The organism is Streptomyces sp. NPDC104761 (genome assembly GCF_055583445.1).
Genome location: NZ_JBVJNZ010000010.1, coordinates 343,529 through 367,162, shown reverse-complemented (window position 1 = coordinate 367,162; position 23,634 = coordinate 343,529). Strand labels below are relative to the sequence as shown.

The 23,634-nt window shown below is 72.9% G+C and carries 19 protein-coding genes and 1 pseudogene; 11 read left to right on the top strand and 9 right to left on the bottom strand.

Annotated features, from left to right (window positions below; translation table 11 throughout):
* Window positions 1-124 precede the first annotated feature (124 nt).
* Entirely contained in the window at window positions 125-1,078 is a 954-nt protein-coding gene (locus tag ACZ63F_RS27415; protein WP_469714534.1) for an LAETG motif-containing sortase-dependent surface protein, read from the bottom strand.
* Between the two features lie 302 nt (window positions 1,079-1,380).
* On the opposite strand from ACZ63F_RS27415, the gene ACZ63F_RS27410 reads away from it, so the two are divergent.
* Window positions 1,381-3,027, top strand: coding sequence for a glycoside hydrolase family 13 protein (locus ACZ63F_RS27410; RefSeq protein ID WP_469714532.1), 1,647 nt, complete (start codon window positions 1,381-1,383; stop codon window positions 3,025-3,027).
* A 6-nt stretch (window positions 3,028-3,033) separates the two neighbouring features.
* Here ACZ63F_RS27410 and ACZ63F_RS27405 read toward each other — a convergent pair whose 3' ends face one another.
* Entirely contained in the window at window positions 3,034-3,819 is a 786-nt protein-coding gene (locus tag ACZ63F_RS27405) for a DUF4142 domain-containing protein (RefSeq protein WP_351956910.1), read from the bottom strand.
* Window positions 3,820-4,153: 334 nt separating this feature from the next.
* On the opposite strand from ACZ63F_RS27405, the gene ACZ63F_RS27400 reads away from it, so the two are divergent.
* Both ACZ63F_RS27400 and ACZ63F_RS27395 read left to right on the top strand, forming a co-directional pair.
* Window positions 4,154-4,798 (top strand): DUF6445 family protein, encoded by a 645-nt coding sequence (locus ACZ63F_RS27400; protein ID WP_093508175.1) that lies wholly within the window; start codon window positions 4,154-4,156, stop codon window positions 4,796-4,798.
* A 138-nt stretch (window positions 4,799-4,936) separates the two neighbouring features.
* Entirely contained in the window at window positions 4,937-5,665 is a 729-nt protein-coding gene (locus ACZ63F_RS27395; RefSeq protein WP_469714529.1) for a DUF4232 domain-containing protein, read from the top strand.
* On the opposite strand, the pseudogene ACZ63F_RS27390 reads toward ACZ63F_RS27395, so the two are convergent.
* Window positions 5,643-5,915: pseudogene (locus ACZ63F_RS27390) on the bottom strand (formylglycine-generating enzyme family protein); the annotation flags it as partial. The gene ACZ63F_RS27395 and the pseudogene ACZ63F_RS27390 overlap by 23 nt on opposite strands.
* Window positions 5,916-6,029: 114 nt before the next feature.
* Here ACZ63F_RS27390 and ACZ63F_RS27385 point away from each other — a divergent pair.
* A complete protein-coding gene (locus ACZ63F_RS27385) occupies window positions 6,030-6,698 on the top strand; it encodes a hypothetical protein (protein WP_469714527.1) in 669 nt (222 codons plus the stop codon).
* A 175-nt stretch (window positions 6,699-6,873) separates the two neighbouring features.
* On the top strand, window positions 6,874-8,409 hold the full coding sequence (locus tag ACZ63F_RS27380; RefSeq protein ID WP_469714524.1) for a hypothetical protein: 1,536 nt from the start codon (window positions 6,874-6,876) through the stop codon (window positions 8,407-8,409).
* A gap of 66 nt (window positions 8,410-8,475) precedes the next feature.
* Here ACZ63F_RS27380 and ACZ63F_RS27375 read toward each other — a convergent pair whose 3' ends face one another.
* Window positions 8,476-8,829, bottom strand: a complete 354-nt coding sequence (locus tag ACZ63F_RS27375; RefSeq protein ID WP_469714520.1) for a VOC family protein — start codon at window positions 8,827-8,829, stop codon at window positions 8,476-8,478.
* Window positions 8,830-8,942: 113 nt separating this feature from the next.
* On the opposite strand from ACZ63F_RS27375, the gene ACZ63F_RS27370 reads away from it, so the two are divergent.
* Together ACZ63F_RS27370 and ACZ63F_RS27365 are read left to right on the top strand one after the other, a co-directional pair.
* Entirely contained in the window at window positions 8,943-9,608 is a 666-nt protein-coding gene (locus ACZ63F_RS27370) for an SDR family NAD(P)-dependent oxidoreductase (RefSeq protein WP_469714516.1), read from the top strand.
* A gap of 136 nt (window positions 9,609-9,744) precedes the next feature.
* Entirely contained in the window at window positions 9,745-10,680 is a 936-nt protein-coding gene (locus ACZ63F_RS27365; RefSeq protein WP_469714513.1) for an MIP/aquaporin family protein, read from the top strand.
* Window positions 10,681-10,683: 3 nt separating this feature from the next.
* Here the strand turns inward: ACZ63F_RS27365 and ACZ63F_RS27360 are convergent, their stop codons facing one another.
* Window positions 10,684-10,905: an antitoxin gene (locus ACZ63F_RS27360; RefSeq protein WP_469714510.1), complete on the bottom strand. Its 222-nt coding sequence runs from the start codon at window positions 10,903-10,905 to the stop codon at window positions 10,684-10,686.
* A 332-nt stretch (window positions 10,906-11,237) separates the two neighbouring features.
* Here ACZ63F_RS27360 and ACZ63F_RS27355 point away from each other — a divergent pair, with 332 nt between their 5' ends.
* The gene (locus ACZ63F_RS27355; protein WP_469714507.1) at window positions 11,238-12,473 is read left to right on the top strand and encodes an amidohydrolase; all 1,236 of its coding nucleotides are present in this window, start codon (window positions 11,238-11,240) and stop codon (window positions 12,471-12,473) included.
* Between the two features lie 16 nt (window positions 12,474-12,489).
* Here the strand turns inward: ACZ63F_RS27355 and ACZ63F_RS27350 are convergent, their stop codons facing one another.
* Window positions 12,490-15,222: a helix-turn-helix transcriptional regulator gene (locus ACZ63F_RS27350; protein WP_469714505.1), complete on the bottom strand. Its 2,733-nt coding sequence runs from the start codon at window positions 15,220-15,222 to the stop codon at window positions 12,490-12,492.
* A 441-nt stretch (window positions 15,223-15,663) separates the two neighbouring features.
* Between ACZ63F_RS27350 and ACZ63F_RS27345 the strand changes: the two genes are divergently transcribed.
* The 3 genes from ACZ63F_RS27345 to ACZ63F_RS27335 all read left to right on the top strand — a co-directional run bounded on the left by ACZ63F_RS27345 (window position 15,664) and on the right by ACZ63F_RS27335 (window position 19,074).
* Entirely contained in the window at window positions 15,664-16,314 is a 651-nt protein-coding gene (locus tag ACZ63F_RS27345; protein WP_351956686.1) for a helix-turn-helix transcriptional regulator, read from the top strand.
* 136 nt (window positions 16,315-16,450) lie between these two features.
* Entirely contained in the window at window positions 16,451-17,110 is a 660-nt protein-coding gene (locus tag ACZ63F_RS27340; RefSeq protein ID WP_469714501.1) for a Pvc16 family protein, read from the top strand.
* Window positions 17,107-19,074, top strand: coding sequence for an ATP-binding protein (locus ACZ63F_RS27335; RefSeq protein WP_469714497.1), 1,968 nt, complete (start codon window positions 17,107-17,109; stop codon window positions 19,072-19,074). Before ACZ63F_RS27340 ends, ACZ63F_RS27335 begins: the two co-directional genes overlap by 4 nt.
* Window positions 19,075-19,166: 92 nt before the next feature.
* Here ACZ63F_RS27335 and ACZ63F_RS27330 read toward each other — a convergent pair whose 3' ends face one another.
* The 3 genes from ACZ63F_RS27330 to ACZ63F_RS27320 all read right to left on the bottom strand — a co-directional run bounded on the left by ACZ63F_RS27330 (window position 19,167) and on the right by ACZ63F_RS27320 (window position 23,625).
* Entirely contained in the window at window positions 19,167-20,603 is a 1,437-nt protein-coding gene (locus ACZ63F_RS27330) for an RICIN domain-containing protein (protein WP_469714495.1), read from the bottom strand.
* Window positions 20,604-20,607: 4 nt separating this feature from the next.
* On the bottom strand, window positions 20,608-22,035 hold the full coding sequence (locus ACZ63F_RS27325) for a hydrolase (RefSeq protein WP_469714491.1): 1,428 nt from the start codon (window positions 22,033-22,035) through the stop codon (window positions 20,608-20,610).
* Window positions 22,036-22,140: 105 nt separating this feature from the next.
* Window positions 22,141-23,625, bottom strand: coding sequence for an eCIS core domain-containing protein (locus tag ACZ63F_RS27320; protein ID WP_469714489.1), 1,485 nt, complete (start codon window positions 23,623-23,625; stop codon window positions 22,141-22,143).
* Window positions 23,626-23,634: the final 9 nt, after the last annotated feature.

Below are 23,634 nucleotides of genomic sequence, written 5' to 3'. Positions count from 1 at the left end.
CCTTTTTCTCCCCTCCCCCCCCCCCCCCCCCCCCCCCCCCCCCCCCCCCCCCCCCCCCCCCCCCCCCCCCCCCCCCCCCCCCTCCCTCCCCCCCCCCCCCCCCCCACCTGGCGTACGGAAGGGATCAGGCGCGGGTCGCCCTGCGGCGTCGGGTCGCGACGACGATCGCGCCGCCGCCGGCCAGCAGGAGGGCCGCGCCGCCGGCGATGTACCCGGTGCTGGAGCCGGCGCCGGTGTGGGCCAGGTCGCCGCCACCGCCGGAGTTGGTGCTCGGGGCCGGTGCCGGGGTGGTCGTCGACTCGGACGGGGCGGGGGACGCGGGGGCGGTGCCGGTCGCCGAGCTCTCCGAGGGGGTCGCGGTGGGGGTCTCCGCGGGCGGCGGGGTGGCCGGGGCGGACTCGGAGGGGGACGACGACGGGGAGGACGGCGCGGACGGCGACGGCGAGGACGACTGGGTCGTCGAGCAGTCCTTCGTGCCGCCGTTCCAGGACGCGATCAGCTTGTCCTTGATCACCGCGTGGTCCGGGCCGGCCGGCAGGTCGCCGTGCTCGAAGCCGTCGTGCGCGTCCTTGTTCCCGTCGAACTTGGTCGCGCCCCGGTAGAGGTCGATCTGCGCGAAGCAGCCGGCGTCCGGGACCGCGATGTCGAGGGAGTCGGTCTGGCCCTGCTTGACCGTCACCGAGTCGAAGTCGACGAAGATCTGCTGCCCCGAGGTGGCGAAGGAGGGGCCGTGGGCGATGTAGGAGGCGAGCGAGGCGGTGCAGGAGGCGGCGTCGGCGGCGGCGCGGACCTTGAGGTGGACCTTGCCGTCGTCGGTGACCTTCAGGTTCTGGTCGTCGACCTTCACCGAGTCGAAGAAGTTCGAGCCGTCGATCGAGAACTGGCACTTGTCCGTGCCGGTCTCCGTGCCGGCGCCGGTGCCGGGGCTGTAGTGGCCGCCGGACCTCCAGCCGTCACCGCCGGGGGTGCCGTGCGCCCAGGCGCCGGACGCGCCGGCGACGGAGGCGGCACACAGGGCGAACGACGCGAAGCCCGTCCCCAGCAGGCGACGCGCGGTGACATGTCTGGCTATGGACATGAATATCCCATCCGTGGGGTGCTCATCTCTCGCCGGGCGGGCGGCGGAGGGGCAGCGGGAGGCGAGGAAACACCGGGCCCAGTGGTCACATGCGCCACAGTGTGCGGCCCATGGTGGTTGGCCCTGCCGAACGCTGTCAACCTGCCTTGAATCAAGGGCCGTTCGGGCACCCTCACAACTCCCTCACACAGGGAACGATCCGCTCCGCCCGGTGTGAAGTTTCGCTTTCTCGGCAATCTGGACAGACTTCTTCTCGGTGTCTCTCCGCCCGATCGGTGTTTCTCCGTCCGAAAGGAACGCGCGTGGTCGACCTCTCCTCCAGGAACCCCGACTGGTGGCGTCAGGCCGTGATCTACCAGGTGTATCCGCGCAGCTTCGCCGACGCGGACGGCGACGGGCTCGGCGACCTCAGGGGCGTCACCGAGCGGCTCTCCCACCTGGGCGCGCTCGGTGTGGACGCCCTGTGGCTGAGCCCGTTCTACCCGTCCGAACTCGCCGACGGCGGCTACGACGTGGCCGACTACCGGGACGTCGACCCGCGCCTCGGCACCCTCGACGACTTCGACGCGATGACCGCCGAGGCGCACCGGCTGGGCCTGAAGGTGATCGTCGACCTCGTCCCGAACCACACCTCGCACCTGCACCCCTGGTTCCGCGAGGCCCTGCTGTCCGGCCCCGGCTCCGCGGCCCGGGACCGCTACGTCTTCCGGCCCGGCCGCGGCGCGCACGGCGAACTCCCGCCCTCCGACTGGCAGTCGGTGTTCGGCGGCAGCGCCTGGCGCCGGGTCCCGGACGGCGAGTGGTACCTGCACCTGTTCGCCCCCGAGCAGCCCGACCTGAACTGGGCGCACGACGAGGTCCGCGCCGACTTCCGCACCACCCTGCGCTTCTGGTCCGACCGGGGCGTGGACGGCTTCCGCGTCGACGTGGCCCACGCGCTGGTGAAGGACCTCGCCGAACCGCTGCGGGACGTCGCCGAGTTCGGCCCGACCGGCGAGGAGGCGCTGGCGCGCGTGGCGCCGGGCACGCACCCCTACTGGGACCGCGACGAGGTGCACGAGATCTACCGTGACTGGCGCAAGATCTTCGACACCTACAACCCGCCCCGCACGGCCGTCGCCGAGGCCTGGGTGCCGGACGCGCGGCGGGCGCTGTACGCCCGGCCGGACGAACTCGGCCAGGCCTTCAACTTCGAGTACCTGCAGACCTCGTGGAACGCCGAGGCGCTCCGCGAGGTCATCACCGGCTCGCTCGCCACCGCCCGCGCGGCCGGCGCCTCGGCCACCTGGGTGCTCTCCAACCACGACGTGGTGCGGCACGCCTCCCGGCTGGCGCTGCCGCCCGGCACGGACGAGAACGCCTGGCTGCTGTCCGGCGGCCGTACGCCGCACGTCGATGTCTCCCATGGCCTCAGGCGCGCCCGCGCCGCCACCCTCCTCATGTTCGCGCTGCCGGGCTCGTCGTACGTCTACCAGGGCGAGGAACTCGGCCTGCCCGAGGCCGCCGACCTGCCCCTGACCGTCCTCCAGGACCCCATCTGGGAGCAGACCGGCCACACCCGCAAGGGCCGCGACGGCTGCCGGGTGCCGCTGCCGTGGACGGCGGACGGCCCGTCGTACGGCTTCGGGTCCGGCGGCGCCTGGCTGCCGCAGCCGGAGTGGTTCGGGTCGTACGCCGTCGAGGCGCAGGCCGGTACGGCGGGTTCCACCCTGGAGCTCTACCGCACCGCGCTGCGGCTGCGCCGCAAGCTCCTTGACGGCGAGACGCTGACCTGGGTGGAGGCGCCCGCGGGGGTGCTGCACTTCGCCCGGACGGAGAGCTGGCGGTGCGTCACGAACGTGTCGGACGCGCCGGTACCGCTGCCGCCGGGCGAAGTGCTGCTGGCGAGCGTGCCGTTGCCGCATGACGGCACGCTGCCGCCCGACACCACGGTGTGGCTGGGCGCCTGAGGTGACTCAGCCGGCGGTGGGCGTGGCGCCCGGGGTCACGTTCACCGCGTTGCCGTCGGCGTTGCCGGTGCCGACACCCGCACCGCTGCCCGTGAAGCCCTTCTCGCCCGGGAGGGCCGGCGGGCTGGTCGTGCTGTTGACCGGCGGGGTGAGGACGACCTGCGGCTGACCCGCGTCCGGCGGGGGCGGGGTCAGGTCGACCGCGGGCAGCTTCGGCGGGGTCGTCTCCTGGAAGAGCACCGACGGGAAGTCGACCAGGCCGGTCTGCTCCATCACCGTGATGTGGTCGAGGACCGTGGCGTTGGCCTGGTCGGCCAGGATCCGCACCAGGGTGTTCCGGGTGGTCGAGCGGATCTTCGCGATCGTGTTGAAGATCGAACCGTGCGTCACGCGCAGGATGTTGGCGAAGTCCGTGTCGAACTTCTTGCCGGTGTCCGCGGTCAGGGTGTTGACGAAGCCCTGCTGCTGGGGGGAGGGCAGGTTCGGGATGGTGATGTTGAGCATGGGCGCGATCTTGCGACAGCTGGCGTCCAGCGCCGCGTGGCCGTCGATCAGGTGCTTGCTCGCGGTGAGGACCGCCTGGGACTGGCCCTTCTTCAGGCCGAGCTGGCCCACGGGGTACTCCCACAGCCCGGCCGCGCGCACCTTCACCACGAAGTCGCGGTCGCCCTCGGTCAGCGGCCCCCACTGGGTGTTGGCGATCACCCGGGTGGTGTCGCTGGACACGGTGTTGAGGCCCAGCATGCTCGGGTAGGCGAGCGCGGCGAGGGTCAAGCTGAGGGCTCCGCCCACGAAGAGAGTTCCCGTCGCGTTCCGCGAAAAGCGCACTGGTGCCTCCTGCCGGTCAGGGTTCCCGCGCAGGGGCGGGGGGTCGGTCGTCGATGAATACGGATGCCGAAGCACCGGGAACCTTTTGGTTTGGTAAAGAACTTGTGAGGACCGGCCCTGCCCGGGGTGCCGTCCGCCATGTCCTCACCACGAGAAGGTGATGGTTTCTCCAGGTGTGAGTGGTCATGACAAAGTCGCGGGCAGGCTTCGCCGCATGCCCCCACACTCATCCCCCCGCGTCCCCCGCCTGCCCAACGGTTCGGCCGGCCGGGGCCCCGCCGCGCGTCCCGCCCTGCCCGTGCTGCCCTACCGCAAGCCCACCAAGGGCCGCGACTACTGGGTCTTCGACGACGTCCTCCCGGACGTGGACGCCGTACGGGAGCGGTGCCTGGCCAAGGACGACTGGGTCCAGGGATACCCGTACACCTCGGAGACCTGGCCCGGGCTGCGCACCATGCCCGGCCTGGAGCCCGCCGAACTCGCCGTCGTGGAAGGGCTGGTGCGCAAGGCGACCGGCGCCGGGAAGCTGTGGGTGCAGCAGGCGCCCGGTGGCGGCACCCTCAACCACAACTGCGTCCAGGTGGTCGGCGAGGGCGAGAGCGAGCCGCGCCCGCACACCGACTCGCGGGCGCTGTGCCGGTACGCGGCGGTGCTGTACCTCAACCCCGGGGTGGCCAAGGACTGCGGCACCGCCTTCTACCGTCAGTCGCTGCCCGGCGGCCGGCTCGGCGGCAACATCGTGCAGGCCCCGCACAACAACCTCGTCGAGGCGCTCGGCACCCGGTTCGTGCCCGGCGACCACTTCGAGGAGGACGTCCGCGTCCCGCACAAGTACAACCGGCTGCTCCTCTACAACGCCAACCTCGTGCACAGCGCGACCGGTTACGCCGGGAAGACGCTGGAGGAGAAGCGGATGACGGCGGTCTTCTTCTGGATGGCGTGAGCGGCCACGTCTGTAACAGCGGGCGTGACACGACCAGGACGGGCCCGTGACGGTGATCCCCGAACTTCCCCTGCCGGGCCCGCATCGAAAGGGGTGTCCGGCAGAGAGCCGGGAAGGACACCGCCGCTGGGGGATCCCATGTCGAAGCTTCGCAACCGCCGTACGAACGCCCGCAAGACCGCCGTCGCCGCGGCCGGCGCCGCCGCGCTGCTGGCCCTGCTGACCGCGTGCAACGGCACCGCGACCGGCTCCGTCAGCGCCGACGGCGGTTCGGCGGCCCCGGCGGCCGGCGACAACTCGACGGCCACCGGCTCGACGGGCGGCTCCGGCAGCGGTTCCTCGGGCAGTGGTTCCTCCGGCAGCGCCTCCTCCGGCACGGGCGGCAGCGGCAGCACCTCGGGCTCGTCGACGTCCGGCGGCGGTACGTCGTCCTCCGGCGGCTCCTCGTCCACCGGCTCGGTGCCCGCCTGCCAGGCCTCCCAGCTCGGCTACTCCTGGGCCGACCCGGGCAGTGGCACCGGCCAGCAGAAGCACGCGGTCGTGGCGTTCACCAACAAGAGCGGCCACTCCTGCACGATGTACGGCTTCCCGGGCGTCGACCTGGTCAACAGCGGTCAGAAGTGGTCGCTCCCGCGCACGAACGCCACCCCGAAGCGCGTCACCCTGGCGAACGGTGCCTCCACCAACTTCGCGATCACCTTCCTGGTGCCGGGGCAGGGCGACTCCAGCGACTTCACGCCGACCACGGTCGTCGTCACCGCGCCGAACCAGCGCGCGTCGTTCGATCTGCCCTGGCACGGCGGTGCCGTGGTGCTCCAGGACGGCGCCACCCACCCGGGCTCGTTCATCGGCCCGGTCGGCGAGTGACCACGGGTCCCTCGGCTCGTCCCGCGTCCCGGGCGCAGCGGAAGCCGGTGTGGCCGGTGGAGCTGTCGGGGGCGTTGGCGGTGCCGGTCTCCGCGGGGCGGCCGCGCTCGGGCGTCCACCGGTCGGCACACCACTCCCACACGTTGCCCGAGGCGTTGTGGAGGCCGTACCCGTGGGGCGCGAAGGCGTCGACGGGCGCCGTCCCGCGGTACCCGTCGGCGGCGGTGTTCCGGGCCGGGAAGATCCCGCGCCGGCGACGGGGCCACCGGTCGGCCGAATCGGCAGGCACCGGGCGCGGAATCGTCGCGGCGCCCGCTCCGGCCAGCGATAATCGCCCCATGGCACCCTCTTCGGCCGTCGCCGCGTGAACGTCACCCATCTGCACCGCCGTCTGCTGCCCGACCTGCTGTCGGTCGGCGCCGGGTACCCCCTGGCGCTGACCGGTGACTACGCGGCCCAGGCCCATGGTCTGTTCGACCGGCCCGGGCGGACGGTGGACGCGGCCACGCAGAGCCCGGCTCCCATGCCGGCGATCGCCGAAACGGTCGTGGCCGGCCTCCGCGAGCGCGGCTGGCGTGTCGAGGCCCGCGAGACGGACCCCCTCTCCGCACAGCTCGTCGTCGCCGACGCGGTCGCGGAGGAGGAGGGCGAGATCGACCTCCTCAAGGAGGCCCTCTGGCACCCGCCGGTCCGGACGGAACTCGGCCTGACCCTCGCCCTCGAAGACGTGGTCGGCATGCGGGTCTGGGCGCTGACCGACCGCGGCCTGCCCCGCGACCTCCTGGTCGTGCACGCCGCCGCGGACCGCTGGACCCTCCCCGACCTGGAGGACCTCGGCCGCCGGCACGCCCGTGACACCTTCGACCTCGCCGACCTCCAGTCCCGCCTGACCGGCACGGACTGGATCGACGACCGGGAGTTCGTGAAACACGGAGCCGACGCCGAGGAGATCACCGCCCTCCGCCACTGGGCCCAGACCTGGGCCGACGACATCGCGGAACGCCTGATCGAGGGACGGCCGCCGGAGGACTGACCTCCACGGGGTCACCGGCGAGCATCAGCACCGTCACCCCACCGCGATCCGCATGCCCGCAGTGTGCCGTGCCCCGTTGTTACGTGGTGAACATGACAGTGAGGGGCGGTGTCGGGGCCGGTGTTCCCGGTGAGCTAAGGTGACTCGCTTTTGTCGCGTACCTATGGGGGGTCTGATGCGGCGAATCACCACGGCCGCGAGTGTCGTCACCGTCCTCGTGCCGCTCGTTCTGGCAGGCGCTTCGACCGCGTCGGCCGCGACCAAGGGGTCGCTCACCGTCAAGACGCTGGACCGGAGCGGCAAGCCGGTCTACGCGCAGGTGGCGGTCTACAACACGAAGACGAACGACTTCCGTTACATCGAAGGCAACAAGAAGACGTCCCTGCCCAACGGCAGTTACGAGCTCGCCACGTCTTTCGTCGGCGGCAACAACGAGGACGCCGTCGTCGGCGGCCACAGCGTGCGGGTCTCCGGGGCCACGACGACCACGTTCGACGGCCGGAAGGGGCGGGCGGTCAACGTCTCGCTCAGTCCCAGCCCGGGCGGCGGATACGACCACTCGGTCAGCGCGGCCGTCTGCGCCACCGACGACAGCCCTGCCGAGATGAGCATCTCGGCATCGGCGGGCGACCTCTACGCCATCCCGAACACCAGCACGGCGTACGAATTCTCGTACGGCACCACGTACCAGCCGCGGTCGACGAGCGGCGGCGACTTCTGGCTGGCGTCCGCCACGCACCGCCGCGGCGTGCCGTCCGGGGTGTCCGCGAAGCTCACGAGGTCCGGGCTGACCACCCTCAAGGTGTCCGCGCATTCCGGCCCCGACAGCGGAGACGCGGACTTCTCGTTCCACGGCGAGCCGACGGGCGCCGGCAGCTGCTCGTGGTCCTCGAACATCCTGGACTTCCAGCGTCAGCTGCCCGACTCCTTCGGCGTGCACGTCCCGGCCGGCCAGTGGGAGGTGAGCCAGCAGAGCCACGACTACATCTACAGCGGGTCCCGCGCGTACGCGGCCGGCAAGACGACCTCGCTGTCCCTGGGCCACGCGGTCTGGGGCCCGGGCGGGCGGCTGCCGTACACCTGGTACCACCAGCTGTACTTCGGCGACGACAACCTGTTCATGGACCCCAGGCTCACGGGCGGCGGCGTCCTCGCCTCCGGCAGCGTGAAGCTGACCCATGCTGGCAAGACGCTCTACTCGCACACGTACAGCCCCTCGACGCAACTCGACCCGCATCCGCGGATTCCCGGCTCGGGCTGGTACACGCTCACGGAGACCGCCCACCGCGGGGGCCTGCCGGCCGGCTCGCTGTCGACCTCCGCCAGCCTCTCCCTGCACTTCTACGCGGACGCCGGCAAGAACCAGCAGATCCGGAACTACATCACCCGGTTCTGGCCCGAGGCGCTGGACAGCAGGAACCAGGCGGCCGCGGGCTCGACCACCACCGTCGACCTGGGCATGCAGCGCAACGGCACGGGCGACGGCACGATCCGTCAGCTCTCGGACGGTGTGAAGTCCGTGCGTGCCTGGTACACCACCGACAACGGCGCCCACTGGAAGGCGACCACCGCGAAGCTGTCCGGCGGCAAGTGGACCACCGCCGTCCACAACCCGGGCTCCGGCGGCCGGGTCGGCCTGCGCTCGACGGTCACCGACACCCACGGCGACAGCTCGACGACCACGGTGTACAACGCGTACGCCGTGCGCTGAGGAACTGCCGACGGGGAGGAGCGGGCCGGATCCCGGCCCGCCTCTCCCCGGACCTGGGCTCCGCCGTCAGGCCGGCTGCCACAGTTCGATGCGGTTGCCCTCCGGGTCGGTGACCCAGCCGAAGCGGCCCACGCCGTCCATCTCCTGGGTCTCCGCGTCGACGTCCGCGCCCTTGGCACGCAGCTGGGCGAGCATCGCGTCCAGGTCGCGGACCCGGAAGTTGAGCATGGTCTGCTGGGCGGGGGAGCCGAAGTAGTCGGTCCCCGACTCGAAGGCCGCGAACACCGTCGGCCCGGCCGGCTGCTCCCACAGGCCGTGGTCGTCGATGGCCAGGCCCAGGCAGTCGCGGTACCACGCCTTCTGGGCCGCCGGGGAGGCGGACCGCAGGAAGTACCCGCCGATTCCAAGCACACGTTCCATCCCGCCATCCTGCCAAGGACGCGGACGGCACGCACGTGTGAAGTCGGGGGGCGTGCGGTACGGACGTAGGTGCAAGCGTGCCGTGTCAGCCGTGTCGCCCGTCGGGAGTCGTCGTGAGCAGTGTTGCCATCGTGGGGGCCGGACCCGGCCTGGGGGCCGCCGTCGCCAGGCGGTTCGGGCGGGAGGGGTTCGCGGTGGCGCTGCTGGCCCGGGACGGGGAGCGGCTCGGGGCGCTGGCCGGCGAGCTGGCCCGGGAGGGCGTCCGCGCCGGCGGGTTCGCCGCCGACGTCAGGGACCCGCTCGCCCTCGCGGGGGCGCTGGCGCGGGCCGCCGAGGAACTGGGGACCGTCGAGGTCCTGCAGTACAGCCCGGTACCGCAGCGGGACTTCATGCTGCCGGTCCTGGAGACCACCCACGCGGACCTGACCGGCCCCGTCGAGTTCTCGGTGTACGGGCCGGTCGCCGCCGTCCAGCAGGTGCTGCCGGGCATGCGGGAGCTGGGGCGGGGGACGATCCTGCTCGTCAACGGCGGTACGGCCGTCATCCCGCACCCCGACCGGGCCGGGACCTCCATCGCCTTCGCCGCCGAGAGCGCCTACGGGCACCTGCTGCACGACCGGCTCGCGGGCGAGGGCATCCACGTGGGGCAGCTCATCATCCCGGGGGCCATCGTCGCCGGGCATCCGCGCAAGGACCCCGCCGTGCTCGCCGACCTGCTGTGGGGGATGCACCGCGACCGGCACGGGTTCCGGCACTACGCCGACGACCTCGCCGGATAGACCGGGGAGGGTCCTGGGAGGAGAGGCCCCGTCGGGCGGGACGGGCCGATCTGCGCGAACATCATTTGTGGGCCAATATGGTGTTCGGCCCGATTGCTCCTCTCAGGGAGTCAGCGATGGCTAAAGGGGGCCAGCGATGGCTGTGGAAATACCTCCGCTCCTCAAGCCCTCCCGGCTCAGAAGCCGTGGAGGCCTGCTCGGTGAGTGCCTGGCAGAGTTCCTCGGGACCTTCGTCATCCTCGCGTTCGGAGCCGGTAGCGTCGCGATGGCGGTGGCCGCGCTGCCCGGATCGGGGCGGGCGGAGACCCCCACGACGATCTTCCTGGCCGCCGGTGACTGGCTCCTGATCGCCTGGGGCTGGGGCCTGGCCGTGACCTTCGCCATCTACGTGGCGGGCGGGGTCAGCGGGGCCCATCTCAATCCGGCGGTGACGCTCGCGTTCGCCGTGCGCCGCAGGTTCCCGTGGGTGAAGGTGGTGCCCTACTGGGCGTCGCAGGTACTGGGCGCCTTCGCCGGGGCCGCGCTGGTCTTCCTCGTGTACCACGACGCGATCAACGCGTTCGACGCCGCGTCGAAGCCGCCGAAGGTGGGTGGGCACACCGAGGCCACCTTCTCCATCTTCGCCACCTTCCCGGCGCCCTACTTCCACGGCGGGATCTGGGGCCCGCTGATCGACCAGATCGTCGGTACGGCCTTCCTCGTCATGTTCGTCGTCGCGGTCATCGACCTGCGCAACACGGCCGTCGGGTCCAACCTCGGCCCGTTCGTCATCGGCCTGGCCGTCGCCGCCATCGGCATGTCCTACGGCGCGAACGCCGGCTACGCCATCAACCCGGCCCGTGACTTCGGTCCGCGGGTGCTCACCTGGCTGGCCGGGTGGAAGAGCCTCGCGTTCCCGGGGAACGGGGCGACGTTCAGCGGGTACTGGTGGATCCCGATCGTCGGCCCGCTGGTCGGCGGCGTGATCGGCGTGCTGGTCTACGACCTGTTCATCGGCGACGTCCTGCACACCCGGCTGAAGCTGGGCGAGTTGCCGGAGCCGGGCCGGACCCGCCCGACCACCGACACGTAGGCGCTACTTCCCGGAGCCCTGCTCGCCCAGGCGCTCCACCAGCTGCCGCGCCTTGGCGACCCCGGTGTCGATCTGCTCGGTGTACGTGCCGTCGGTCCGCTCGTCGACCAGGTCGCCCGCCTTCTCCAGACCTGCCCCGATCGCGTCACCGTGTTCCTCGGCGACGTCCTTCGCCTTGTCCGCCAGGTTCTTGAGCCCGTCGATCCCACCGATTCCATCCCACATGCGTCGATCGTCCCGCGCGGCAACGGACGCCCACAAGACGGCGCCTGAGGCACTGGCCGGGGCGCAGAAGAAGCGCCCCGCAGGAGCCCCCCCCCCGCAGGAGCGCCCCCCCCGCAGGAGCGCCCCGAAGGGGCGCGGGGAACTGCGCGACCAGCCACGACGGCGCCGCAGACGAACGACGGCACATCAGTAGGCGGCGCCGGTGCCGTAACCCGGCACACCCACGCCGTTGACCTCGTCTCCCCGTATTTCCGCGCGGAGTCCGGTCACAGGACCGATCCTGCATCCTTGACTCGGCAGCCAAGCCACGCACACACCCCGGGAGACGACACATGAGCACCAGCCCCCTCCTGACCGGCCTGAGTGACCGGCTCCCCGAGCTGCGGGCGCTCTACGAGGACCTGCACGCGCACCCGGAGCTGTCGTTCGCCGAGGAACGGACCGCGGCCGTCGTCGCGGGGCGGCTGCGGGAGCAGGGCTGGGAGGTCACCGAGGGGGTCGGCGGCACCGGGGTGGTCGGGGTGCTGGCCAACGGGGACGGGCCGGTGGTGCTGCTGCGGGCCGACATGGACGCGCTGCCGGTGCAGGAGGAGACCGGGCTGCCGTACGCCTCGAAGACCGCCGGGGTGATGCACGCGTGCGGGCACGACCTGCACGTCGCCTGCCTGCTCGGGGCCACTGGGCAGCTGGCCGCCGGACGGGACGGCTGGCGCGGGACGGTGGTCGCCGTCTTCCAGCCGGCCGAGGAGGTCGGCGGGGCGCCGAAGATGCTCGCGGACGGGTTCGCCGAGCGGTTCCCGCGGCCCGACGTGTGCCTCGCCCAGCACGTGGCCGCGGCGCCCGCCGGGCTGGTCGGGACCCGGGCGGGAGCGCTGATGGCGGGCGCGGACAGTATGCGGGTCACGCTGTTCGGGCGGGGCGGGCACGGGTCCACGCCGGAGGCAACCGTCGACCCGGTGGTGCTGGCCGCCGCGGTCGTGATGCGGCTGCAGACCGTCGTCTCCCGCGAGGTGGGCGCGAACCAGCAGGCCGTCGTCACGGTCGGCTCGATCCACGGCGGGACCAAGGAGAACATCATCCCGGACAGCGTCGAGCTGAAGATCAACGTACGGACCACCACGGCGGCCGTCCGGGAGCGGGTCCTGGCCGCGGTCGAGCGGATCATACGGGCCGAGGCCGCCGCCTCCGAGGTGTCCAGGGAGCCGGAGATCGTCCCCATCGACTCCTTCCCGGTCACCCACAACGACCCCGCCGCGACCGCGTCCGTGCAGGCCGCGCTGGCCGGCGAGTTCCCGGGCCTCACCTTCGAGCTGACCTCACCGGTCCCCAACAGCGAGGACTTCGGGGCCTTCGGTACGGCCCTCGGGGTGCCCTCGGTCTTCTGGTTCGTCGGCGGCGCCGACCACAAACTCTACGAGGGCGTCGACCTGGAGGCCCTGGTCCGCGACGGCATCCCCCCGCAGATCCCCTCCAACCACTCCCCGCACTTCGCGCCCGTCCCCGACCCGACGATCGGGACGGGCGTCCGCGCCCTGCTCGCGGCGGCGGCCCACTGGCTCGCCCCCTGACGACCCGTCCGGTCCGCTACGGACGGGGCGCGGCCTGGTCCAGGGCCGGGCGCAGGTCCGCCCGGCGGCGGATGCCCAGCTTGCGGTAGGTGTGCGTGAGATGGGTCTCCACGGTGCGGCGGGCCAGATGGAGGGCGGCCGCGATCTCCACGTTCGTGCGCCCGTCGGCGGCGAGTTCGGCGATCCGCCGCTCGCTGCCGGTGAGGGAGGCGGCGCCGGTACGGCGCCTCGGGGAGCGGGCGCCGCCCTTGCGCAGGATCTCCTCGGTCAGCTCCGACAGCCGTACCGCGCCCTGCCGTTCGGCGTGCTCGGCGGCCTCCCGCAGGCAGTCGCGGGCGCGGGCCCCCTCACCGGCGGCGGCCAGCTGGCGGCCCAGCGCGATCAGGGCGAGCGCCGGCTCGGTACCGGCCGGGCCGCCGTCCCGCAGCAGCCGCACCGCCTCCTCGGTGAGCTCCAGACCGCGGCGGCCCCCGGTCGCCGTACCGAGGACGCGCAGCGCCCGGCCCACCGTGCGCGCGGTGCCCCAGACCCGGGCCAGCCGCAGCTCCTCCTCGGCCAGCGCGATGGCCTCCAGCGGGCGGTCCAGGGCCAGCCGGCACTCGGCGGCGGCGGTCCGCCACGGGGTGACCACCGGGCTGAGCACGTCACGGGCCGTCTGGCGGCGCCCGCACTCCAGGAAGTCGTGCAGCGCGGCGGCCGGGTCGCCGGCCGCCGCCCGCACCACGCCCCGCGCGTAGAGGAACCGGTTCAGCTCCCAGGAGTCCGGCGCCTCCCGCAGGTCGATCCCGGCGACCAGGTCCGCAGCCTGTGCGCCGCGGCCGGTCTCCACGAGCGCGATCAGTGCGTGCGCGTCGGCGTTGGACGGCGTGACCGCGTCGGGGACGGCGGCCGGGCGGGTGTGGTCGGCGCGGGCCGCCGCGATGTCCGCGCGGTTGTTCAGCAGCGCCTGGTGCATGGGGTGCAGCAGGTCGGGGCGCTGCCCGGCCAGACCGCGGTCCACCAGCCGGTCGGCCTCGTCGAGTTCGTCGGCCCACTGGGCGACGGTGGCCGCGGTGCCGACCAGGAACGGTTCGGTGAGCGGGTCGGTGGGTTCGGCGAGCAGGGTGCGTAACTGCCGCATGGCCTCCCGGGCCGAGGTGAGGCCCGCGGAGGCCGCGTGCCGCACCAGCAGGGCCTGGCCGGCCGTGCCGACCAGCTCCGGGGAGCGGTCGGCGGTCTCGGACAGCCGCCGGTAGACCTCCTGCCGTACCTCCTGGTCCTGGTCGGACAGGAGGACGGAGGCGGTGTGCAGGGTGCGGACCAGGTCGGGGTGGCCGTCCAGTTCGCCGTGCACGGAGCACAGCAGCTCGACGGCCTTGCGGGTGCGGCCCCGGCCGGTGAGCGCGGTGCCGAGGGCGACGGCCGCGCGCACCCGGTCCTGCGGGGCCGCGGGCAGCCGGACCGCCTCGGCCAGGCGGGGTATCGCGGCGGAGGAGCGGGGCGCCGCGTACTCCAGTGAGCCCAGCTCGGTCAGCAGCCGCTGCCGGCGGTCGTCGGGGAGGGGTTCCTCCAGGGCGCGCCGCAGGTAGGCGACGGCGTCCTCGACGCGGTCCTCGTGGAGGGCGACGGCGGCCGCGTCCCGGAGCAGGGCCGGTGCCCAGGGGGCGTCCACGGGTCCGGTGGCGAGCAGTTGGCGGGCCACGGCCTCGGCGGGGGCGTCCTGGTGCAGCATCGCCTCGGCGATCGCCCGGTGGGCGGTGCGGCGGCGGGCGGCGGGGACACCGGCGAGGACCGCGTCGCGCAGCAGCGGGTGCGGGAAGTGCGGGCGGCCGTCGGGGCCCAGGGTGAGCAGGCCGAGGTTGGTCATGGCGGTGAGCCAGCCGGCCACCCGGACGGGGTCGGCGTCGGCCAGTTCGGCGAGGAGCGGGGTGATCTCGCTCTCCGGCAGGCCGGTGCCGGGGTCCTCCTCCAGGACCGCGAGGGCGCGGGCGACCTCGGTGGTGGCCGGTCCCGCACTGTCCAGCCACCACTGGACGGCGGCCGGGTACGCGCCCGGGTAGAGCGCGGCCGTCGTCTCGGGCACGTCCCGGTGCCGGCTCTCGTCCAGGTCGTCGAGGAGGGCGCCCAGCAGCAGGGGGCTGCCGGCCGCCGCCCGGACACAGGCGTCGACCCAGAACGGCGACGCGTCGGGGAACTCGGCGCGCACCCGGTCGGCGGCGGCCGCCGGGGCGAGGGGCGCGAGGGTGTGGGTGCGGACCAGCGCCGGCGGCAGGGTGTGGGTGAAGCCGGGGGCGGGCGGGTCGAGGTCGTACTGGCTGCGTTCGCTGACGACGAGGAGGATCGGTAAACGGTCTATGTGCCGGGCCGACTCCACGAGCCAGCGGTGCGAGGGGGCGTCGGCGAGGTGGACGTCGTCCACGGCGACGAGGAGCGGCGAGTCGTCGGCGTAGGCGCGCAGCACCCGCCACAGGCCTGCGGCGGTGGACCGCTCGTCCCCGTCCACCGCGAGATCGGCGAACTCCGGGACAGGGCCGAGAAGTTGGAGGACGGTCGAGAAGGAGATGGAGGTGTCGCCGGGTGAGCAGCGGGCGCGGAGCACCTTCAGGCCGAGGGTGCTCGCCTGCTCGGCGGCGGCCTCCAGGACGGTGGTGCGGCCGGTTCCGGTGGCGCCCCGGAGAAGCACGAGGCGGCCGCTGCCGGCCAGCGTGCGCTCGGCTTCCTCGGCCAGCAGGTGCATGGCGGCGGCGAGTTCAGGGGACGGCTGGGTCATGCCTGGCTCCTCGCGGTGCGCTGGTGGGTTCGGGGGGTTAGAGGTGGTGGCGGCGGGAGTGGTTGTGAGGTGCCGGGGGTGGACGGCGGGTTTGTTGCAGGGGCCGCACATTTGATACGGGGCTGTGGATCTGGGTGGGGGGCTTGCGGTCGTGGGTGCGCTGCGGGCCGGTGGGGGTTGGTCGCGCAGTTCCCCGCGCCCCTTTTCAGGTGGGACCAGTGGACCCACCTTCTTGGGGGCGCGGGGAACTGCGCGACCAGCCACAACACAGCCGCAGCGCACCCACGACCACAAGCACCCCCCACCCGGCCCCCAAACATCTCGTGGTCCTTCTCGTGGTCCTCCACGATTGTCGTTGCCCCTTTGGCCACAGCAGGCTGAGTACTACCGCCCGTCACAGTTCCCTCGGAGACGACGGGCACGTGAACATGGGGGAAGCGGTTGGTCAGCAACAGCTCATTCGCGCCGGTCGGCCGCACGCCCGTGGCGGTGTACGCGCCGGACCCGATCTCCCGTGAGGGCGCGCTCAGCCAGCTGCGGCGCCACCCGGAGGTCGAGATACGCGAGGAGTCCGAGACCGGGCCCGGCACCGTGGCGCTGCTCATCAGCGACGGCCTCGACGAGCCCGAACTGACCCGGCTGCGCCGGGTGGTGCGCAGCGAGGGCGCTCGGGCCGTACTGGTGGTCGGCGCGCTGCGCGAGACCGAACTGCTCGATGTGATCGAGTGCGGGGTCGGGGCCATCGTATGGCGCCACGAGGCCACCGAACTCCGACTTGTGCAGGCCGTGTTGGCGGCGGCACGGGGTGACGGGGACCTGCCGGCCGACCTGCTCGGCCGGCTCATCAACCAGGTCGGCACCCTGCACCGCAGCGCCGCGGGCCGTCCGGGTGCCCCGGCGGCCGGGCTGTCCGCCCGCGAGGTGGACGTCCTGCGGCTGGTCGCCGAGGGCCTCGACACCGGTGAGATCGCCAGCAAGCTGTCCTACTCCGAGCGCACCGTCAAGAACGTGATGCACGGGCTGACCACCCGACTGCACCTGCGCAACCGGGCCCACGCCGTCGCCCATGCCCTCCGGGAAGGCTACATCTGACCGATCGGGCAGCCGACACCGGTTCCGGGGCAGGCCGGTCTGCCCGGCCGCGCCTGCGGGCCAGGCCGGGACGAAGGGCAGGATGGGGTGTGTATGCCGAGCGGGCCGCGCGGGTCCATGGGGTGGTGAGTACGGCGTGATCCACGAGGTGGACCAGGTGCTGCGGAACCTGCTGACCGGCGGTGCGCTGGAGGGTTCCGGCATCGAGGTCTCCTTCGACGCGCCGACCCGCGACTGGTCGGCCCGCCGCAACGGCCCCGTGATCAACAGCTACCTGTACGACATCCGGGAGGACGTGCACCGGCGTCAGCGCGGGCACGTCGACATCCGTGACGACCGGGACGTCGTGGTCAAGCGCCGCCAGCCGCCCCGCTGGTTCCGGCTGTCGTACCTGGTGACGGCGTGGACCAAGCGGCCCGAGGACGAGCACCGGCTGATCAGCGCGGTGCTCGCGACGCTGATCCCGCGGGAGCTGATCCACCCCTCCGAACTGCCGGGCTCCCTGGGCGCGCTGGGCCTGACGATCCCGCTGTCCTGCGCCGGCATCCAGACCGAGGCCCGCTCCCTCGCCGAGATCTGGTCGGCGCTCGGCGGCGAGCTCAAGCCGTCCCTGGACGTCGTGATCACGGCCCCCTTCCCGGCCTACCCCGAGTACGACGCCGGACCGCCGGTCACCGAGGGCGCCGCGGTGCGGGTCCGCGGCGGGACGGACGACACCGCACTGGTCCTCGAGGAGCGGGCCCACCGGCCCGGCCAGGTCGCCGAGGCCGCGGCCGCCCGGAGGGGCCGGGCGTGACCCTGGACGTCTCCCTGGAGCCGGCCGCCGCGCTCCTGACCCGGCTGTCCGCGCTGCGCGACCGGGTCGCCGCCCTCGTCGCCCACCGTTCGGCCGACGACCCGACGGCCGACGACCCGCTGCGCGGCCTCTACCTCTCCGAGGAAGCGGTACGGCACCTCCTGCAACCCCGGCCGGAACCGGCCGAACTCCCCTCCCTGGCCGACGGTTTCGCCGACCCGCTCGCCGCCCTCGCGGCCCGCCTGCGCCTCGCCCCGCTCGACACCACCCTGCTCCTCATCGCCCTCGCCCCCGACCTCGACCGCACCTTCGAGCAGCTGTACGGCTACCTCAACGACGACGTGGGCCGCCGCCGCGCCACCGTCGGCCTCGCCCTCGACCTGTACGGCGCCCCCGCGCACCTCGCGGCGGCCCGCGCCCGCTTCCACCCCACCGCCCCGCTCACCGCGCTCGGCCTGCTCACCGTCGAGGAGCCCGAACGCCCCTTCCTCAGCCGCTCGTTGCGCGTCCCCGACCGGGTCCTGGCGCACCTCCTCGGCGACGACACCCCGGACGCGGCGCTGACCGGACACCTGCGGGAGCCGTCGTACGGCAGTGCGCCCGCGGACGCGGAGTTCACCGGCCGGGTGGCCGCGCGGATCGCCGCCGGGCCGCTCTTCGCCTACCTGCGGGAACGGCGGGAGGGCGAGGGCCTCGGCTGCGCGACGGCCGCGCTGCGGCTCGCGGGGCGGGCGGTGCTGCACTGCACCGGGCCCGAGGATCGGATCCCGGAGCTGCTGCGGGAGGCCCGCCTGAGCGGCCGGGCGATCCTGGTCGAAAGCGACCAACCGGGCCCCGTCCTGGGCGCGTTGAGCGCCGACAGCGCCGCGGACGTCACCGTGCTGGTGACGTCCGCCCGCCCCTACGACCCCCAGTGGTGCGACCACCGCGACCCGCTCGTCCTGGAGGTGCCCTCCCGGCGCGCCGCCGCCCTGGACGCCTGGGCGGCCGCCCTGCCCGGCGACCCAGGCTTCGACCTCGCCGCCACCGTCGCCCCGTACCACCTCGGCGGCGAGCGCCTCACCCGGGCGGCCCGGGCCGCGCAGGACCTCGCCGCCTTCGACGGTACCCCGCTGACCGCCGCCCACCTGCGGCTCGGCGCCCGCCAGCAGTCCGCCTCCGGCCTGGAGCAGCACGCCCGCCGGATCCGGCCCGCCGTCGACTGGCGCGACCTGGTGCTGCCTGAGCGGCCGCTGGCCGAACTGCGGGAACTCGCCCTGCGCGCCCGCCACCGCGACCGGGTGCTCGGCGACTGGCGGCTGAGCGCGGGCGGCGGCCGGGGACGCGGCGTGCTCGGCCTCTTCGCGGGCGAGTCTGGCACCGGCAAGACCCTGTCGGCGGAGGTGGTGGCCGCCGAACTCGGCCTGGACCTCTACGTCGTCCAGCTCTCCTCCGTCGTCGACAAGTACGTCGGCGAGACCGAGAAGAACCTCGAACGCATCTTCACCGAGGCCGACCGCACCGACGCCGTGCTCCTCTTCGACGAGGCCGACGCCGTCTTCGGCAAGCGCTCCGAGGTCAAGGACGCCCACGACCGGTACGCCAACCTGGAGTCGGCCTACCTCCTGCAGCGCCTGGAGGCCTTCGACGGCATCGCGCTGCTCACCACCAACCTGCGCGCCAACATCGACGAGGCCTTCACCCGCCGCCTGGACCTGGTGATCGACTTCCCGTTCCCGGACGAGGAACAGCGCCTGGCCCTGTGGCGGCACGGCCTGGCCCACGTGCCGAGCGAGGAGGGCGTCGAACTGCGTCCGCTGGCAGCCGAGTTCGAGCTCGCCGGTGGTTCCATCCGGAGCGCGGTGGTGACTGCGGCGTACCTCGCGGCGGGCCGGGGCGAATCCGTGGGCGCGGCGGACCTGCTCGAAGGGGCGCGACGCGAGTACCGCAAGGCGGGGCGGCTGGTACCGGGCGCGTGGGGGTGAGCGCCGGAGGAGGGTGCGCGCCGTCGTGGCTGGTCGCGCCCACGCGGCGGTAGCCGCAGATCAAACACAGCCCCGCGCCCCCGACGGGGCGGTCAGTCGCCGGACGGCCGGACGATCCGCCACTCCTGGTCGTCGGTGTTGGAGCAGTGGTACAGGGTGAGGTTGGTGTCGTTGCCGCCGGTGCTGTAGCCCGCGACGTCCAGGCAGAGGTTGTCGCTGGCGAAGTTGCGGATCCAGTAGGCGCCGCTGGGCTGCTTGTCGATCCACCACAGCTGGTTGTCGGCCTTGGTGCCGTCGCACTTGTACTCGGTGATCGGTGCGGACAGCCGGGCCGAGCCGCGGTCCGGCAGGTCCATGCAGAGCTGGTCCTTGGCGTTGCGGATCTGGAAGAGCGCGGCCGAGCCGGGGCCGCCCTTCGGGTACCGCACCTCGAGGTTCCACAGCTGGTTGTCGTGGGTGGTCTCGTCGCAGGTGTACTCGCGCACCGGGCCGTTGCTGGTGCCGTTGTCGTAGCCGGGGATGTCGGCGCACTTCCTGGTGGTCGTGTTGAGGAGCAGGACGTTCGTCGCCGGCACGACCGGCTTCGCGGTCTTCTTCTTCGTCGCCCGCGGGGCCGGCTGGGACTGGCCGCCGCCCTGGGTGCCGGACGAGCCGTTGCCGTCGTTCGCCGGCTGCTGCTCCACCGGCGTCGGCGAGGGCGCCGGCGCGGCCACCAGAGGGGCGCTGGCGGTGGGACTGGGAGCGATGCTGCTCACCGCGGCTTCCACGGGCTGTTCCTGGGCGAGGCTCTGGACGTGGGGCTTGTAGTTGAACCAGATCAGGGCGAAGGTGACGGCGAGGGCGAGCAGGGTGCCGAAGAGGGTGGCCAGCCAGCGGGGCAGGAAACCGCGCTGGACGTAGGTGCCGTCCACAGGCTGTGGATTGACGCCCGACCGCTGGACCATCAGGGCGTACGGCCGCTGTTCCTTGGGCCCGAACCAGATGATCCGCCGGGGTTTGAGGGTGGCCTTGACGAAGGCGGCGCGGCCCGGCTCGATCTGGACGTTGCTGGGGTGCAGGTCGTAGACGAGCTGGTCGCCGTTGTCACTGCCGCTGACGGAGGCGGTCAGCTTGGTGTTGCCGAGGTTGTCGATGGCCAGCTGGGGGCGGCCCCGGAACCGGCCCTTGACGGTCGGCGGCACGAGTTCGGCGCGGATCTCCGTGAAGGGCGTGATGGTGAGGTTGCCCTCGGGGACGGTGACGGCCTCGGGGTGCTCGGTGGGGGTGACGCGGACGGCGTAGGGGTTCGGTCCTGCGGTCGCGTCCGGGGTGCGGGGCGGGGCGAAGGTGAGCTCGACCGTGCCCGTGGTCCCGGGGTAGAGGCGGAGCGTGGCGGGCTCGATCGTCGTCCAGGGCGCGACGGGACCCACCGGTTCGAAGCGGTACTCGTCGACGACGTCACCGGTGTTGCGCAGCCGCAGGCGTACCCGGGTCGAGGCACCCGGGTCCACGGTCGCGGAGGCCGGTTCGAGGGAGGTCCAGAGAGTCATGGGTTCACACCGTCAGTTTGAAGGCTTCGAGCCAGAGCGTGTTGTCCCAGGTGCCCAGGGTGAGCAGGGCCGGACGGGCGTCGCTGCACACCTGATTGCCCCAGCCGGCGCCGCGTACGTGGGCGAGACCGCAGACCTGGCCGCTGCCGACGTTCAGGGTGAAGGTCTCCAGGTAGGGGTCGGCCGGCTTCGTGCTGCCGATGTAGTTGTCCTTGCCGTCGGCGACGATCTTGGTCCAGGTCTGCCACTTGCCCTGCCCGCTGGTGGACTGGGAGTCGTAGACGAAGGAGTTGCCGGCCGAGCCGTCGACGCCGTACACCGCGACGTTGATGTCCTTGATCGGGGCGTTCTTGCCGACGGTACCGGCGATGGTGCCGTCGCAGACGGGCTTCGACCAGCCGGTGCCCTGGATGTAGGCGCGATAGCAGATGTGGCGGCCGCCCGGGTCGGCGGCGGCCAACCGGTTCACGGCGGTCGCCGCCGTGTCCTGCTTGGGCTTCGCCGTGACCGTTGCCGTCGCGCCCCCTCCGCCTCCGCCCCCTCCGCCGTTGTCGGCCGCGGCTTCGGTGGTCGGGGCGGCGGGCGCGGCGGCGGCCGTCTCGCTGGGCGCCGGGGGCGGGGTCGGGGTGACGGTCGGGCTCGGGGCGATGCTGCTCACCGCGGCTTCCACGGGTTGTTCCTGGGCGAGGCTCTGGACGTGGGGCTTGTAGTTGAACCAGATCAGGGCGAAGGTGACGGCGAGCGCCAGCAGGGTGCCGAAGAGGGTGGCCAGCCAGCGGGGCAGGAAGCCGCGCTGGATGTAGGTCCCGTCGACGGGCTCCGGCTGCACGCCCGACCGCTGCACGACGAGCCGGTAGGGCCGCTGCTGCTTCGGCCCGAACCAGATGATCCGCCGGGGCTTCAGCGTGGCGTTCACGAAGGCGGCGCGGCCCGGTTCGATCTGCACGTTGCTGGGGTGCAGATCGTAGGCGAGCTGGTCGCCGTTGTCGTTGCCGCTCACGGAGGCGGTCAGTTTCGTGTTGCCCAGGTTGTCGATGGCCAGCTTCGGACGGCCCCGGAACCGGCCCTTGACGGTCGGCGGGACCAGCTCCGCGCGCAGCTCGGTGAAGGGCGTGATGGTGAGGTTGCCCTCGGGGACGGTGACGGCCTCGGGGTGCTCGGTGGGGGTGACGCGGACGGCGTAGGGGTTCGGTCCTGCGGTCGCGTCCGGGGTGCGGGGCGGGGCGAAGGTGAGCTCGACCGTGCCCGTGGTCCCGGGGTAGAGGCGGAGTGTGGCGGGCTCGATCGTCGTCCAGGGCGCGACGGGACCCACCGGTTCGAAGCGGTACTCGTCGACGACGTCACCGGTGTTGCGCAGCCGCAGGCGTACACGGGTCGAGGCACCCGGGTCCACGGTCGCGGACGAGGGTTCCAGAGAGGTCCACAGGCTCACTGTTCGGACGCTAGCGCCGCGGCCGGGACGGCACAGGAGGCGTCCGGGCAGCTCCGGTGCCCCAAGAGGCAGGGCCGGGACGCCTTCCGGCCCCTTCATGGCCTCCTACGCGGGGAACATGTGGTTCCAGTACATCGTCCCGACGCGTCGCTGGATCTTGTCGCGCAAGGGCGGGGCGAACTTGCTCTTTCCGGACTTCTGGTCGTACTTCGAGTCCGTCAGCTCGGCCTCGATCGCACGCAGTAGATTCTGCTGTGACGCGCCACCGTGCGCCGCGACGTAACGGGACATCGACCGCCACGGGTTGCTCAGCGGCGTGAAGGGCTTCGTCTCCTCGTTGGCCTCGGCCTGCTCCCTGGCCCTGCTCGAGAGGGTGTTGTCGGCGTCCGTGTACTCGAGGCGCATCTCGTCCGCGAACAGGTTCTCGTTCACCAGGATGTTGTGGTACTCCACCAGCGCCCGTTTGGCCCCGGCCATGTCGATGTCGAAACCGGCCTGGGCCTGCCGCAGATGGCCCATCTCGTGCTGGACGACCTGGTCGAAGGTGAACTTGGCGGGCGGGTCGGCGTTGACCAGGATGATGCCGGACTCCCGCAGGTAACCGCCGCCGCCGGCCTGCTCGACCACCGCACTGGCAGCGGTGTTCCCGTCCGGGTACTGGTTCAGTGACTGCACGCTCATGTCCAGTTCGGCGCCGGTCAGGCCGATGACGTGCCCCTCCGGGTAGTCCCGGAACTTCCGGTCGGCGGGTATGCCGTTCGGCACCTTGACGAGCTTGACGGTGCCCTTCTCGACGCCCAGCTTCTCGGACACGGACTCGACGAACTCGGCACTGAGCACGCGCTGCACCGCCACCGGGGCCGTTCCTCCCGGCACCGGGGCCGGGGCGGTGTCCGGCCCGGTGTGCGCCGGTGTCCGCTGCACCGGAGGCACCGGACCGTTCATCACCCTGCGGGCGTTGTCCACCGCGTGGCGTTCACCCGAGTCGTTCACGTCGGACACGCTGACTCCGCCGCCGGTGTCCGTACCGGGGACGGGGCCCTTCAACTGGTCCTCGTAGTGGGTCAGTTCGTGGGCCCAGTCCTCCTTCGTCATGGTGTCGCCGACCACGATGTTGGGGCCCGTGGTGTAGGCCTTGGCGCCGAGTTCCCGCGCCGACTCCCGGGCGAGGGGGCCCGTGTGCACCCGTACGCCGCTGAAGTCCGCGCCGTCGAAACGGGTCTCCATCTCCGACTGCAGCGCCTGGTCCATGCCCTGGCCGGGGGACTGGATCACCCGGTGGACCAGGGCCTGGCGCTGCACCGCGGGCACGTGGCCACAGGCCGCGTCGTGTTCGTGGAGTTCCGCGCCCGCCGCCTGCCGCTGCACCGCCGGCGGGTGGCGGCAGCTCGCGTCGTGCCGGTGGCGCGACGCCTCGACGGTGCGGGCCACCGCGGCGTTGCCCGCCGTCCGCTGGAGGGCGAGCAGCCCGGCGGCGTTCCCGGTCCCGGTCACGGCCGCGCGGCCCGCGTCGGCGGACGCGTCCCGGGCCGCCGGGCGGCGGGTCGCCTGCGGTCGGCCGGTCTGGTTGTGTTCCTCCTGCGTGTGCATGAACTACCT

What these genes read in the sequence shown, in the direction of transcription:
- ACZ63F_RS27415 (WP_469714534.1), bottom strand. Translation starts at nt 1,078, where the DNA reads ATGTCCATAGCCAGACATGTCACCGCGCGTCGCCTGCTGGGGACGGGC.
- ACZ63F_RS27395 (WP_469714529.1), top strand. Translation starts at nt 4,937, where the DNA reads ATGTCGAAGCTTCGCAACCGCCGTACGAACGCCCGCAAGACCGCCGTC.
- ACZ63F_RS27380 (WP_469714524.1), top strand. Translation starts at nt 6,874, where the DNA reads ATGCGGCGAATCACCACGGCCGCGAGTGTCGTCACCGTCCTCGTGCCG.
- ACZ63F_RS27375 (WP_469714520.1), bottom strand. Translation starts at nt 8,829, where the DNA reads ATGGAACGTGTGCTTGGAATCGGCGGGTACTTCCTGCGGTCCGCCTCC.
- ACZ63F_RS27365 (WP_469714513.1), top strand. Translation starts at nt 9,745, where the DNA reads ATGGCTGTGGAAATACCTCCGCTCCTCAAGCCCTCCCGGCTCAGAAGC.
- ACZ63F_RS27360 (WP_469714510.1), bottom strand. Translation starts at nt 10,905, where the DNA reads ATGTGGGATGGAATCGGTGGGATCGACGGGCTCAAGAACCTGGCGGAC.
- ACZ63F_RS27355 (WP_469714507.1), top strand. Translation starts at nt 11,238, where the DNA reads ATGAGCACCAGCCCCCTCCTGACCGGCCTGAGTGACCGGCTCCCCGAG.
- ACZ63F_RS27350 (WP_469714505.1), bottom strand. Translation starts at nt 15,222, where the DNA reads ATGACCCAGCCGTCCCCTGAACTCGCCGCCGCCATGCACCTGCTGGCC.
- ACZ63F_RS27330 (WP_469714495.1), bottom strand. Translation starts at nt 20,603, where the DNA reads ATGACTCTCTGGACCTCCCTCGAACCGGCCTCCGCGACCGTGGACCCG.
- ACZ63F_RS27320 (WP_469714489.1), bottom strand. Translation starts at nt 23,625, where the DNA reads ATGCACACGCAGGAGGAACACAACCAGACCGGCCGACCGCAGGCGACC.